The sequence below is a fragment of the Pedobacter sp. P26 genome, assembly GCF_050632135.1.
GTDB lineage: Bacteria > Bacteroidota > Bacteroidia > Sphingobacteriales > Sphingobacteriaceae > Pedobacter.
In genome coordinates, this window is the sequence record NZ_CP192574.1 from 1,498,466 (window position 1) to 1,512,518 (window position 14,053).

The following is a 14,053-nucleotide window of genomic DNA, read 5'->3' on the forward strand; positions in this document are numbered from 1 at the left end:
TATTAATTATTTAATTCCTGAGATAAATCATTTGATGAGAAATTGCTCAGGATGTAGTTTTCCATTTCTGTATCTGAGGCAGAAGTAGCTTTGATATTTGATGATGTGGTATTCTGAGATTCTAAATGATCAATGATGGTACTTTCATCAATATCATACAATAGCTGCTCGTTCACGGCCTCTGCCGATTGTGCTTGCTGAACGGTAGCAGATGATCCATTCTGATAAAAATACACACCAAATGAAGCCATTAAAACAAAACATGCAGCACTTGCATATTTAACAATGTTGCGTCGCCATAAAGGAACAATCTTTGCCTCTTTTTTAGGCTCTGATGTTGCAATCCTGTTCGTAATTCTACTTTGTAAATTATCAAAGTAATTTTCGGGCACCGCAAAAGTATTTTCTGCCTTAGGCATTTCTGTAAGGACAATCTGGGTTTGTATTCGTTCCGTTAAATCTTCAAAGTAATGCTGCGGAACTTCAAAATTATTGTTATTGGTTTTCTGTTTCAATCCATCCAGGAATATGGCAGAAAAAATGGCCTCATCACTATTTTCGAAATATCCATCAGGAACGGAGAAAGGATTACGTTTCCCCATAGCCGCAAGTACAGGAGCCTCGTTCATCCAATCATTGTTTTCTATATTTTCGTTCATCACAGATATATGATACAATTAAAGTGAAAAGGTTTAATAGTCTACTTCATCATTTGTAATAAAAGCTTCAATTTTTTTTGCAGCAATATGAAATGATGCTTTTAGTGCGCCTACTGAGGTTCCCAGTACCTCCGAAATCTCTTCATATTTCATATCATCAAAATATTTCATATTAAAGATAATCCGTTGTTTCTCAGGTAAGGTAAGAATTGCTTTTTGTAATTTAAGCTCGAGTTTGTCGCCGTTAAAATATGATGATGCCACCAGATTATCGGCAAGTTCGGATGATACCTCATCCAAAGGTGTATTGTTACGCTGCTTTTGCTTATTTAAGAAGGTAATCGATTCGTTGGTCGCAATACGGTAAATCCACGTATAGAGCTGAGAATCGCTTCTAAATTTATCGAGATTTTTCCAAACTTTAACAAATACTTCCTGCAAAAGATCATCGCAGTCATCATGGTTTAAAACCAGCCTGCGGATGTGCCAATATATTTTTTGCTGGTATTTTTTTAGTAACAGGTTAAAGGCTTCATTACGCGTATGCTCGACAGCAAACATGGCAAGAATTTCTGAATCTTCAACTTGTTTCATTATTTTTTTGATGTGAGATACGAGGTGTGAGATGTGAGATTCGCTTAGACACAATGTCTCAAATCTCACATCTCATTTCTCACATCTATTTCTTTCTGCCAATTACTTTTTGAACCGCTTCAACAATGTTTACAGCATCTAAGCCATATTTAGACATTAATTGATCTGGTGTTCCGCTTTCGCCAAAAGTATCGTTGGTGGCAACAAACTCTTGTGGAGTTGGTAGTTCAGTAGTTAACAAACGTGCTACGCTTTCGCCCAGGCCGCCAAATTTATTGTGCTCTTCACAAGTAACCACGCATCCGGTTTTCTTAACTGATTTTAAGATGGCCTCATCATCCAAAGGTTTAATGGTATGGATGTTAATAATTTCGGCATCTATGCCCAATTCAGCTAATTTCTCGCCAGCCTCAATCGCTTTCCAAACCATGTGGCCCGTAGCAATAATGGTAACATCAGTTCCTTCGTTAACCATCCACGCTTTACCGATCTCGAATTTTTGATCTGGATCTGTAAACACAGGGATTACCGGACGGCCAAAACGTAAATAAACCGGACCTTCATATTCTGCAATAGCCATCGTTGCTGCTTTAGTCTGATTGTAATCGCAAGGATTGATTACGACCATTCCCGGCAACATTTTCATTAAGCCGATATCTTCTAAAATCTGGTGTGTTGCTCCGTCTTCTCCCAAAGTTAATCCGGCGTGAGATGCACAAATTTTAACGTTTTTGTTTGAATAAGCTACCGATTGACGGATCTGATCGTAAACACGGCCAGTAGAGAAGTTTGCAAAAGTACCTGTAAAAGGAATTTTACCACCAATGGTCATGCCCGCTGCAATACCGATCATATTTGCTTCTGCAATACCAACCTGTGTAAAACGCTCCGGAAAATCTTTAATAAAAGCATCCATTTTAAGTGATCCAACTAAATCGGCACATAAGGCAACCACATTTTCGTTTTTCTTTCCAGCTTCATGTAAGCCAGCTCCAAAACCCGAACGTGTATCTTTTTTTCTGTATATGTATATTTTTTCACGTTTTTATATTTTTAATTAGCTGCGTTCAAGCTTGCTTCGCAGGTTTTCATTATTTCTTAAGATATGAGAATTGAGATTTTAGATGTGAGATCAGGCAACAATTCGTCTCAAATCTCATATCTGTTGTCTCAAATCTAATTTAGTAATCCCCTAAAGTTTCTGGTAACTGCGCTAGTGCAGCTGCTAATTGCTCATCATTTGGTGCTGTACCATGCCATTTGTGTGAACCCATCATATAATCTACACCGGCACCCATCTGTGTGCTCATTAAATTCATGATTGGTTTACCTTTTCCCGTTAAGGTTTTAGCATAATGTAAACCTTCAACTATGGCTTGCATATCATTACCATCAGTATTAATTACATGCCATCCGAAAGCCTCAAACTTAGCTTGTAAATCATCTAAGGCAAGAACTTTACTCGTAGGGCCATCAATTTGCTGTCCGTTATAATCAACCGATGCAATTAAATGGTCAACTTTATTGAAAGGGGCAAACATCGCTGCTTCCCAGTTTTGTCCTTCCTGTAATTCTCCGTCACCCAATAAGGCAAAAACATGAGATTTATCACCGTTTAACTTTTTAGCCAATGCTGCACCAATGGCAACTGATAAGCCCTGACCTAATGATCCAGAAGCAATACGGATACCTGGTAAATGCTCGTGGGTAGTTGGATGACCTTGTAATCTAGAGTCCAGTTTACGGAAAGTTGCCAGTTCGCTTTTATCGAAATAACCAGCATGAGCCAATGTACTGTACCAAACCGGAGAAATATGTCCATTCGAAAGGAAGAAAAGATCTTCGCCTGCGCCTTCCATCGTGAAATCTGTCTTGTGGTTCAATACTTCAAAATATAAAGCGGTAAAAAAATCAGCGCATCCAAGCGAAGCGCCCGGGTGGCCAGATTGGCATCCATGAACCATTCTTACGATATCTCTTCTGATTTGAGAGGCAATATCTTCTAGCTCTTTAATTGTATGTTTCATTAAAATAAGAGGTTGTTGTTACATAGCAAAGTTAATATTTTAACCGCTATATCATAATTAGTTATTGATTAAATTGAGTACTTGTTGTGTTGAGTTTTTTGTGTCAACTTTTTTGATGATATGGATGATTTTTCCATCGCCATCTATAATAAAAGTGGTGCGAACGGTGCCCATGTATTTTTTGCCATACATGTTTTTTTCTGCCCAAACGCCATAGTCATTTACAATTTTCTGATCAGTATCGGCCAATAGGGTAAATGGTAAATTGTGTTTGGTTACAAATTTTGGTGCGATCTTTCATCGTCAACACTAACGCCTAAAACTACAATACCTTTGGCCTGTAAACCTTGGTAGTTATCTCTGAAATCGCAAGCTTCGGCGGTGCAACCAGGAGTATCATCTTTTGGATAAAAATAAAGTACAACTGTTTTGCCTTTATAATCGCTTAACGAAACTTCAGTTCCATTCTGATCTTTTGATGTAATTGCCGGTGCCTGATCACCTTCTTTTAACTCTGCCATATTTATAATGATTGAATTTTGAATGATAACATGTTTAAATCATGCCTGCAATTTAAACAGTTTAACCTATTATACTGTTGGATATATGTTAAAAGATTACATTTGTTGGTTTAAATTGTGAAAAGTTGATATCAGTAAGGTCACGAAATCCAATATATCGTGTCTCTATCTAATAAATGTTACCGTATATTTTCGGGTATTCTCTTTCATATCTACCACAACCAGTTCAAGTGTATGTTTTCCCGAAGTTGTTCTTTCATCGAAACTGTGCCATAGTGTAGCCGTTTTCGTGTCAAATTCCATCAAAGTCCACTTACCATCTATATAGCCATTAAAACTTTTTATTCCGGATAGATTATCGCTGATCTTAAAAAATATTTTAGATAAACCGGCCATATTTTTCCTTTCCGAGATATTTACTGGTATTATCCTCGGTGCAATGGTATCGATGGCAATGTAAAAGCTGCCGAAGTTTTTTGGCGTGGCCTTGATATAGCCATTTTCGAAAAAACCACCCTGAGATGAACCGTTCGAATTTACAATCAGCGCTTTACTCCTGAGGTTTTCGGGAAGTTGATCAGCCTTGATTGAAATATCGAAACCGATGTGCAATGGCGTATATCTATTATGAATCTGATGTACAGCCGACCAGGCATTACCTGCTGGTTTAGGCAATTTTTTATAAGTGAAATTTAAATCGCTGTACAATGTCCCGAATGGGAAAACCACTTTAATATCATCGGTATTAAATTCATTCACCTTATTATATTGATAAATTATTCCGGCTGGAATAACTGGCGCCGCAACAGGTGCAGTACCTGCATTTACGGTAAAAGGCAAAACAGAGTAATTTCCTTTCGAATCGGTAATGATGTAACGAAGCTGGTGTGAAGCTCCATCATTGAAATTAATCTTACCACTGTTTACCAAACCGCTATAAATTTTTAAAGGGTTGCCAGGTTCGACAAAACTTTTCTGGATACTTCTTTTCGTATTTAAATAGGTAGGATAATCGATATGCGAATTAATTGCTTTACTATCTTCGAAAGCAAAACGTTCAAGGGCAGAAGTGTATACTTTCTTTTCATCTACCTCTAGCTGAATGGAATATACGCCATTGGTGCCTGATAAACCATTGTGCCTGTCGGTTACCACTATGCCGAAGCCAACCTCACCGGTTAAGCTGATGGGTGCAACGGTTTTATAACTACCATTTGCTCCGCTAATGCCAATGGCCTGTTTTGGTGTATTTTCGTTAAAGGTTTTGCCATTTAAACGGTATACATACAATCCATGTATAACAGGGGGAATATTATCGGGAATAATGATCCCGAAAAATTGCGGATTTATGGTCTCTTCAGTTTTAGTATCTCTGATTTCGAAATGCAAATGTGGTCCGCCTGAACTGCCACGGTTACCAGACCAGGCAATAATTTCGCCTTTATGTACCGGAATTAATGTGGCATCAGGAAACTCATCAATCTCAAATGATTTCTTTTCGTACTCAAGGTTTTTAACAATGGTGGCAATTTTTGGGGCGAAACGCTGTAAGTGGCCGTAAACCGTAGTAAAACCATTGGGGTGATTGATGTACAATGCCTGTCCAAAACCACTGTTCTGAACCCTTAACCTCGAAATATAACCATCGGCAACTGCATAAACAGGATAACCTTCCCGCTGATTAGTTCTGAAATCGATCCCGGAATGAAAGTGATTGCCTCTGATTTCGCCAAATGAGCCCGCCAGTGCAGGGGGAGTGATATCTAAAGGTTGTCTGAAATCTGTAATCGGATATTTATTCGTACTAAAAATTTGTTGGGCCTGAACAAAATTTGAAGCAAATAAAAGGCAAACTGAAATTGAAAATTTAAACTTATGTCGGATCGGGTTTTTAATCATTCGTTACTTTACATCAAAATTTAAAAGTTGCTTTTCTTCTAACCAGGCTTCCAGTTTATCGCCTTTATTTATTTTTCCAACTCCCTGAGGCGTTCCGGTAAAAATTAAATCTCCTTTTTTTAAAGTAATATATTGAGAAACAAAGCTGATTATCTTCTCGAACGAGAATAACAAATCTTTAGTATGGCCAATCTGACGGCACTCACCATTTATCTTTAACTCAAAATTTAAATTATAAAGATCTTCGTAATCACTTTTAGGTAAAAAATTACTAATTGGTGCTGAGTTATCAAAAGCTTTGGCCAATTCCCAGGGTAATCCCTTCTCTTTATGTTTACTCTGAATGTCACGTGCAGTGAAATCAATTCCCAATGCCACTTCATCATAGTAATTTGCAGCAAATTTTTCGGCAATATGTTTTCCTTCCTTACAGATTTTTAATACCACTTCCAGTTCATAGTGAATATCGTCAGAAAAATCAGGCAGGTAAAAAGGTTTGTTGTCTTTTAAAACAGCTGTATCAGGTTTCAGGAAAATTACTGGTGTGGTTGGAACTGGATTGTTCAGCTCTTTTGCATGTTCGGCATAATTTCGGCCAATGGCGATGATCTTCATTCTTAAGAATATGAAATATGATAAAATAGACGGTAATTAATTCCGCATCAATCAAAAATAGAAAAGAAAATGGTGTTATAAAACAGAGATCCGTTTTACCTGGCTTTCTGAACCTGCAATAACCCTTAAAAAGTAAATGCCTGGGTTAATTCTGTTAGGAATGACAAAGTTTTTGGTATGCTCACCGGCATTTAAACGTTCGTTCAAAAGCGTTGCAACTTCATTTCCTAACAAATCGATAATTTTAATAGTCGTTTGGGTACCATCTTTTCCAATAGATAGAATAATATTTAACTGATCTTCTACAGGATTAGGATATATTTTTAAGATACTTAACAATTTATCTTTTGCTACAACTGTTGCATTTTTAGGAACTGTAGAAGAAGTATTGAACATTCCGGAACCACCAACTGTCATAAAAAACGGCTTGTAAGGTGTAATATTGGCTTTAATTTCAGGAATCCGGCTTGTTTTTTTTGTTCTGTTTTTTAAGCTGATGTGAATGCTATCACTCTGTTGCGACCAGGAATTTACGCTGCATAACAAAACAATGCACAATGTGCAGGCGAGTTTTGTGAGTAACGTTATCTTAGTGTAGAGTTTCATCAAATTGGTATAGCAAATGTATTAATTTAAAACAAAGAAATTAAACATTTTGTTTAAAACCGATAATTTAACACAATTTAACAATAAAATTTAATTTTCATAGTGTTGAAAATACACAATAATTTGGTTGTTAAATTGTTATAGTTAGTTTACTTTTGCCGCACTTAAATAATCAACAAAGTGTCAAATCATAAAAATGTCAACGCGTTAACCGCCGGCGGTGTTCTAATTAGTTTAGGAATTGTATTTGGTGATATTGGTACATCACCCTTGTATACCTTAAATGCAATTTTTACAACAATTCTAGGGGGAAGCAAGATATCAATCCAACAAACGTTTTAGGCGTTTTATCTTGTATCATTTGGACATTAACTTTACAAACCACCATTAAGTATGTTATTATTACCCTTAGAGCTGATAATAAAGGTGAGGGTGGTATTTTCTCTTTATTTTCCCTGGTGCGCAAAAAGGCTAAGTGGTTAGTGGTACCAGCCGTTGTAGGTGGCTGTGCACTACTTGCAGATGGTATTATCACGCCCAGTATTACGGTAACATCAGCCATTGAAGGGCTTACCAGCAAATTTGATGTGCCGGTTATTCCAATTGTAATCACCATTTTAACCATCCTGTTTATTATCCAGCAGTTCGGTACCAATATGGTAGGCAAGCTATTTGGCCCCGTAATGTTTGTTTGGTTTGCTGTACTGGGTGTTTTGGGCGTGTCTTTTGTGATTAAAGATTTCAGCATCCTTAAGGCATTTAACCCTTACTATGCCATTCATTTATTGGTTACCAATAAACTCGCATTTTTAATTCTGGGCGGTGTATTTTTATGTACAACCGGGGCAGAGGCTTTATATTCTGACTTAGGTCACTGCGGTAGAAATAACATTAGGATCAGTTGGATCTTTGTTAAACTGACACTTATTCTAAACTATTTGGGGCAGGGTGTTTGGATTTTGCAGAACAGCGGCAGTTATGTTCCAGGGGCAAAAATGAATCCTTTTTTCCAGATCGTTCCAGATCAGTTTCAAATTCCAATGGTTATACTCGCTACTATGGCCGCAGTAATCGCCAGTCAGGCTTTAATTAGTGGCTCGTTTACCTTAATTGCTGAGGCAGTACGCTTAAACCTTTGGCCAAAAATTAAAATTGTTTACCCATCAGTTTCTAAAGGCCAGTTATATGTGCCTTCTATTAATTGGATGTTATGGATTGGCTGCTGTGGTATTGTATTCTTGTTTCAAAAAGCAGAGAAAATGGACGCCGCCTATGGTTTATCTATAACCATAGCCATGTTAATGACCACCATCCTGGTGAGTTTTTATTTGAGAAGCAGACGTTTTCCGAGATATCTGATAGCGTTATTCTTTTTTACCTACGTCATTATTGAGGGTACATTTTTGATCAGTAATTTAACCAAATTCTTACATGGTGGTTGGGTAACCGTATTAATCGGTTCCTTATTATTTACGGTGATGTGGAGTTGGTTTGTAGCCCGGAAAATCAAAAATCGCTTTGTTAAATATGTCGAAATTGAAGATTATTATGAGATTTTAACTGAATTGAGCAGCGATGAATCGGTCCCGAAATACTCTTCTCAGTTGGTTTATTTAACCAGTGCCAACTTTAAAACGGAGATCGAATCCAAAATTATCTATTCCATTATTCAAAAAGAGCCAAAACGCGCTGATGTATACTGGTTGGTGCATGTTGACGTAATGGATGAGCCATATACTTTAGATTATAAAGTTGAATTCCTGATTCCGGGCAAGTTAATCAGGATCGATTTTAGGTTAGGTTTCAGGATTGAACAGCGTGTTAACCTGCTTTACCGTAAAGTGGTTGAAGAGTTGGTGAAAAATGGAGAGATCGATATTACCAGCCAGTACACCTCGTTAAACAAACATAAAATTGCTGGCGATTTCAGATTTGTTCTTTTAGAAAAACATTTATCTAAGTTTACCAAGTTAAGTTTTTACGAAAGACAGATTATGGATTACTATTTTATCCTTAAAAAACTAAGTTTGTCTGAGGAGCGAAGTTTTGGTTTGGATAGCAGTTATGTTGATGTAGAGAAAGTTCCGTTAATTTTCGTTACGCCAGATGATATTGAATTACACAGGTTGCCAGTTTAATTAAATGAGGACTGCACTTTTGATTTTGGGCATTGTGCTATTTATAGCAGGTCCCGCAGCGAAAATATACCATCTTGATCATGCGAATAATTATATGATCGCATCTGGATTAGGACTTGTGATGATTACCGCGCTGGCTTTTATAAAGAAGAAATAAATATAATCCTCTTTCTCTTAAAGAAAGGGGATTTTTTTATAAATGGAATTTATCCTCGCTCCATTTTCCTATCGGTTGGTGTCTCACCGACCGAAACATCTAAATTCAGTCGATCGAGATTCTCACCGACTTAAACATTTAATCTCTGAAATGTGTATGAATCCCAAATTCATCAATCCCTGTTTCGTAAAAAATTGCGCTACTCCATTTATAATCTTCTGGTTGAGTACATAGATTTTTCCTGTTGTTGGTGTCTAACCGACCTAAATGATTAATCTCTAAAATGTGTGAGGATCTTGAATTGATCAATCCCTGTTTCATAAAAGTTTGCGCTACTCCATTTATAATCTTCAGGATGAGCACATAAATTCCATTTCTCTTTAATTGGGTTATCATGGATATAATCTAATTTTTGTATTATAATACTTTCCTTACTTAATGGAATAGCTAGCGGATCTCTTTTCCAAAATTGAAAAATCCTATCATTCTTTTGAGAACGGTATTGATTTATAAGTATAGGATTATTAACCAAAAGATGCTTTCTAAATTCATGTGCTGTGAATTTAGTAAAGCTGGCTGCTGGAGATTCCTTTCCATTTAATTTGAGCATATTCCAGATCAAATGGATGTGATTGGGCATGATCACGTAGCCATATACTTCAATAAGTTTTTCATTGACTAAAAATTTCAGCGAATTTACGATGATCATTTTTAGGTTATCATCATTTAATAAATGTGCAAAGTTACAGATGGTATCTGTATAAAAATATGGATAGTTGTAATCCATTTGTCCCTGCCTTTTATCGAAGATATGCATAATTATATTTAAGTTGCAGGGACAATTTAAATACAATATAGAAAAAATAATATATGTGAGACTAATTTCGGTCGGTGAGACACCGACCGATAGAATAATAATTACGCTGCCAAAGCTTTCCCATTATTTTATTGTGTGACTTGAACAACTGCAGGCATGCATTTGAAACAATTGATTTGTAAGCTCCGACGATTTCAGCAATTGCCGGGGCGACCCTTGCGGTCGCCATTTTTATTTTATCTTTTTCTTGGGCGACCTCAAGGGTCGCCCCGACAGTAGTTCGATCTGATAAGACGATGATGCCATGCATGTGATTCGGCATAATCTGAAAAACATCAAGTTCAAAATTCGGAAATCTATCCGCTAAATTAATCCATTCATTATAAGCAATAGTGCCAGATTTATTTAGGATCATTTCATCACCTGCAACTTTTCCAAATCTATGGATTCTATTTTCACAGCAGATCGTGATGAAATATGCCCCTGTTTTTGAATAGTCGTAACCCTTTAACCTGATCGATCTTCGATGATGTATTAAAGGGTTGTATTTCATTTTAATTTAAACCTCTGGATTTGCCAGTTTACTATGTCTGTAACCATAGGCAAAATAAACCACAAGCCCAACTACCAGCCAGATGCCGAAACCGATCCAGTTTGAAATTCCAAGTTCGCACATCATGTATAAACAGCTGATCAATCCTAAAACAGGAATTAAGGATAAGTTTTTGGTAATACAATAGTAGGTGATGACCACGCAGATAATCATGAAAATCCACATTGGGATTTTGTGCTTAAATAAACCCCAGCCACTTTCGTACTTCTTCTCTACAGGTACTTTTGACGCTGAAATAAATTGCTCATAACGATCAGCAGGTAATGCACTTAGATAAGATTCTGCATCTACTTTTTCTGCCAATAAAATTTGTGGCGCAGCATTTTTAACAATTTCCTCTTTAACAATTTTTAGTTCGTCGCCACTTAATGAAGTAACAAAAGTTACGGTTTGGATGGTTTTAGGCGAATTTAAAAAGAAAGCTTTTGTCTCTTTTCCATATTTTGTAAAGGCGAAAATAATCGTCGCAATTAAGGCGATTGGAATAATAAATTTACTGTTTACATAAGGTATCTTGAATTTTCCTCGTTGAACGTCAGGCCTGTTCTGTAATACTAAAACCCCTGCACAAACCAATACAAAAGCGAAAAGTGTTCCGATAGAACAAAGATCAGTAACTATGGTTAGATTCATAAATAATGATGGTACAGCTACTACAAAGCCTACTACAATAGTTGCAAATGAAGGTGTTTTATATTTCGGATGAATTTTAGAAAAAGATTTTGGTAATAGCCCGTCTCTGCTCATACTCATCCAGATCCGGGGTTGACCCATCTGAAAAACCAAAAGTACACTTGCCATAGCAAATACCGCACTTACGGCAATAATACCGCTCATTAATTTTAAGTTAATCTGATCAAAAACAAATGCTAAGGGATCGCCAACGGCTAAGGTGTCTGATTTAACTATACCGGTTAAAACCAATGCAATAGCCACATAAAGGATGGTACAGATAATAATGGCCCACATCATTCCACGGGGTAAATCGCGTTGCGGGTTTTTACATTCTTCAGCTGTCGTAGAAATGGCATCGAAACCGATATAAGCAAAGAATACTGCCGAGACGCCCTTTAGAACTCCTGCAACGCCATTAGGTGCAAATGGATCCCAGTTTTTTGTGTCTACATAAAATATGCCTACCGCCAATACCAAAAGAATTACCGCAAGCTTAACCACCACCATGGCGTTGCTGGCATTGCGACTCTCTTTCATGCCACGATAAATTAACCAGGTAATTAAAATGATGATGCCTAAGGCAGGAATATCTGCAACGAGGTGAAAGCTACCGATTTTCGGAGCGGTGAGCCATGCATTATTAGCCAAAGCTGTAGCCGGATCTAAATCTGCGAGGTTTTTGCCGGCGGCTAATAGCGCTTCAGCATGTTGATGTCCGTTATAAGCACTTAAATAGTCCATTGTCATCCAATCGGGTACATGGATACCATCTATGCCTAGCGGCGGTATTTTTATGGTAGAAAGTAGTCCGGTAAAATAATCAGACCAAGATATAGCAACTGTTATATTACCGATGGAATACTCCATAATGAGCGACCAGCCAATAATCCAGGCCACCAGTTCGCCAAAGGCTACGTAAGAATAAGTATAAGCACTACCAGAAACTGGTACCATTGAAGCAAACTCTGCGTAAGCAAAGGCTGCAAAACTACACGCTACTGCCGTAAAAATAAATAAAAAGATTACCGCCGGACCGCCATCTGCACTTGCTTTGCCAATCGTACTAAAAATTCCCGCTCCAATAATCGCTGCAATTCCAAAAGCTGTTAAATCGCGAACACCAAGTGTTTTATGTAATGTATTTTCGTGGTCGCCATAGCCTTTTGCCGCATCTTGTAATATCTTGGAAATAGATTTCTTTCTGAATAGCTTTTCGAACATCTTTTGTTTGCTTGTTTCTTCAAACTTATAAAAAGTTTGGCTAAAAACGTTTAAAGCAGGATATAATTTTCAAGGCACTTTATTTTGGGAAGCAAAATGCAGCCGAAAAGAATGGGATTTATTAGATTAAAGTAAAAATTTGAAATTATTTGGCTTGAATAATCCTTTGTTTGATTGGCATAATTTTACGCTGAGTGAAAGTCCTAATTTTGTTGTCAATATTCAATCAGGTAAATAAGTGCTCTTAAATTAATGTTTGATTGGAATATTTTTAACGATTACAGTAATGAATATGAATTCAAACACAGTACAAATAAAATATATCAAAGAAGGTAACCAGGGTTTAGCTACCATACTGGCCTTTGCTTTAATTCCATTGTCGGGTTTTGCTACCGATATTTATATCCCCTCTTTACCAACAATGGCAGGCGAAATGCAGGTAAGCAGTGTTCAGGTTCAACTCACATTAAGTATCTTTTTAATTAGCTATGGTGTTTCGCAACTTTTTATCGGGAGCGTGCTCGATAGCTTTGGCAGGTATAAGATCTGCCTGTATGCGTTATTGATTTTTGCTGGGGCTAGTATTGTTATTGCCACAACACATAACATTTACCTCATTTATTTAATGCGCGTTATTCATGGACTTACTGTTGGTGCAATTGTGGTAGCGAAAAGGGCATACTTTGTCGATCTCTTCGAAGGCGACCAGTTAAAACACTACCTCAGTCTGTTTTCCATCATCTGGTCTACCGGGCCAATCGTAGCGCCTTTTATTGGTGGTTATCTTCAAACAGCATTTGGATGGGAATCTAATTTTTATTTTTTGGCAGGTTTTGCACTGGTTTTTGCGGTACTGGAGTTGTTGTTCAGTGGCGAAACTTTAAAACATTTTACCGATTTTCAGTTGAAGAAAATAACAGGGATTTATATCGAAATGATTAAAACAACGAGTTTTACATTGGGTATTGTAATGTTGGGTTTAGCCTATTGTATGGTGATGGTTTACAATATGACCGGTCCGTTTATTATTGAGCATCACTTTAATTTTTCGCCGGTTATTGCAGGTTACAGCTCATTGTTTTTAGGTTTTGCATGGATGGTTGGAGGCTTTATTGGGAAGGCTACCATTAACAGACCTTTCTTTAAAAGATTAATGATCAACTCGCTGTTTCAGGTAGCATTTGTAATTATGATGATTATAAGCTTAAATTTTGTTTCTAACATCTGGTCGTTAATTTTCTTTGCCTTTTTAATCCATGTAGGAGCAGGCTTTACTTTTAATAATTACTTCACTTTCTGTTTGAGCAAGTTCCCTAAGAATGCAGGTATTGCAGGTGGATTAACGGGAGGGATTACCTACGTAATTGTTTCATTTTTAAGCTACGGAGTGGTAAACCTGATTCCTGCGAAAGATGAACGTAACTTGAGCTACAGTTATCTGATCATGATCTTAATATCAGTTTTAGTGATGTTTGTTATTTTGAAACTCAGAAGAAAAGAAGAAGGATAAC

The 14,053-nt window shown here is 37.0% G+C and carries 12 protein-coding genes and 2 pseudogenes; 3 read left to right on the forward strand and 11 right to left on the reverse strand.

What is annotated here, in order from left to right:
* Window positions 1-2: 2 nt before the first annotated feature.
* From ACQ86H_RS07020 to ACQ86H_RS07055, 8 genes and pseudogenes are all read right to left on the reverse strand, one after another.
* Window positions 3-677, reverse strand: coding sequence for a hypothetical protein (locus ACQ86H_RS07020; protein WP_431294275.1), 675 nt, complete (start codon window positions 675-677; stop codon window positions 3-5).
* 15 nt (window positions 678-692) lie between these two features.
* Window positions 693-1,253, reverse strand: a complete 561-nt coding sequence (locus tag ACQ86H_RS07025) for an RNA polymerase sigma factor (protein WP_132402533.1) — start codon at window positions 1,251-1,253, stop codon at window positions 693-695.
* 85 nt (window positions 1,254-1,338) lie between these two features.
* A pseudogene (locus tag ACQ86H_RS07030) lies at window positions 1,339-2,294 on the reverse strand (transketolase family protein).
* Between the two features lie 140 nt (window positions 2,295-2,434).
* Window positions 2,435-3,280, reverse strand: coding sequence for a transketolase (locus tag ACQ86H_RS07035; protein ID WP_431294276.1), 846 nt, complete (start codon window positions 3,278-3,280; stop codon window positions 2,435-2,437).
* A 57-nt stretch (window positions 3,281-3,337) separates the two neighbouring features.
* Window positions 3,338-3,801, reverse strand: a pseudogene (gene bcp / locus ACQ86H_RS07040) (thioredoxin-dependent thiol peroxidase).
* Window positions 3,802-3,966: 165 nt separating this feature from the next.
* Window positions 3,967-5,700, reverse strand: a complete 1,734-nt coding sequence (locus ACQ86H_RS07045) for a M23 family metallopeptidase (protein WP_431294277.1) — start codon at window positions 5,698-5,700, stop codon at window positions 3,967-3,969.
* Between the two features lie 3 nt (window positions 5,701-5,703).
* Window positions 5,704-6,315, reverse strand: coding sequence for a fumarylacetoacetate hydrolase family protein (locus ACQ86H_RS07050; protein WP_431294278.1), 612 nt, complete (start codon window positions 6,313-6,315; stop codon window positions 5,704-5,706).
* A 75-nt stretch (window positions 6,316-6,390) separates the two neighbouring features.
* The gene (locus tag ACQ86H_RS07055; protein WP_431294279.1) at window positions 6,391-6,921 is read right to left on the reverse strand and encodes a T9SS type A sorting domain-containing protein; all 531 of its coding nucleotides are present in this window, start codon (window positions 6,919-6,921) and stop codon (window positions 6,391-6,393) included.
* 180 nt (window positions 6,922-7,101) lie between these two features.
* Between ACQ86H_RS07055 and ACQ86H_RS07060 the strand changes: the two genes are divergently transcribed.
* Window positions 7,102-7,263 (forward strand): KUP/HAK/KT family potassium transporter, encoded by a 162-nt coding sequence (locus tag ACQ86H_RS07060; RefSeq protein ID WP_431294280.1) that lies wholly within the window; start codon window positions 7,102-7,104, stop codon window positions 7,261-7,263.
* Window positions 7,264-7,280: 17 nt separating this feature from the next.
* Window positions 7,281-9,059, forward strand: coding sequence for a KUP/HAK/KT family potassium transporter (locus tag ACQ86H_RS07065; protein WP_431295355.1), 1,779 nt, complete (start codon window positions 7,281-7,283; stop codon window positions 9,057-9,059).
* Window positions 9,060-9,487: 428 nt separating this feature from the next.
* On the opposite strand, the gene ACQ86H_RS07070 is transcribed toward ACQ86H_RS07065, so the two are convergent.
* From ACQ86H_RS07070 to ACQ86H_RS07080, 3 genes are all read right to left on the reverse strand, one after another.
* A complete protein-coding gene (locus ACQ86H_RS07070; RefSeq protein ID WP_431294281.1) occupies window positions 9,488-10,033 on the reverse strand; it encodes a transposase in 546 nt (181 codons plus the stop codon).
* Window positions 10,034-10,094: 61 nt separating this feature from the next.
* On the reverse strand, window positions 10,095-10,586 hold the full coding sequence (locus ACQ86H_RS07075; RefSeq protein ID WP_431294282.1) for a hypothetical protein: 492 nt from the start codon (window positions 10,584-10,586) through the stop codon (window positions 10,095-10,097).
* Window positions 10,587-10,592: 6 nt separating this feature from the next.
* Complete coding sequence (locus tag ACQ86H_RS07080) at window positions 10,593-12,542, reverse strand: amino acid permease (RefSeq protein ID WP_431294283.1); 1,950 nt, start codon at window positions 12,540-12,542, stop codon at window positions 10,593-10,595.
* A gap of 292 nt (window positions 12,543-12,834) precedes the next feature.
* Here ACQ86H_RS07080 and ACQ86H_RS07085 point away from each other — a divergent pair, with 292 nt between their 5' ends.
* Window positions 12,835-14,052, forward strand: a complete 1,218-nt coding sequence (locus ACQ86H_RS07085; RefSeq protein WP_431294284.1) for an MFS transporter — start codon at window positions 12,835-12,837, stop codon at window positions 14,050-14,052.
* The last annotated feature ends 1 nt before the right edge of the window (window position 14,053 follow it).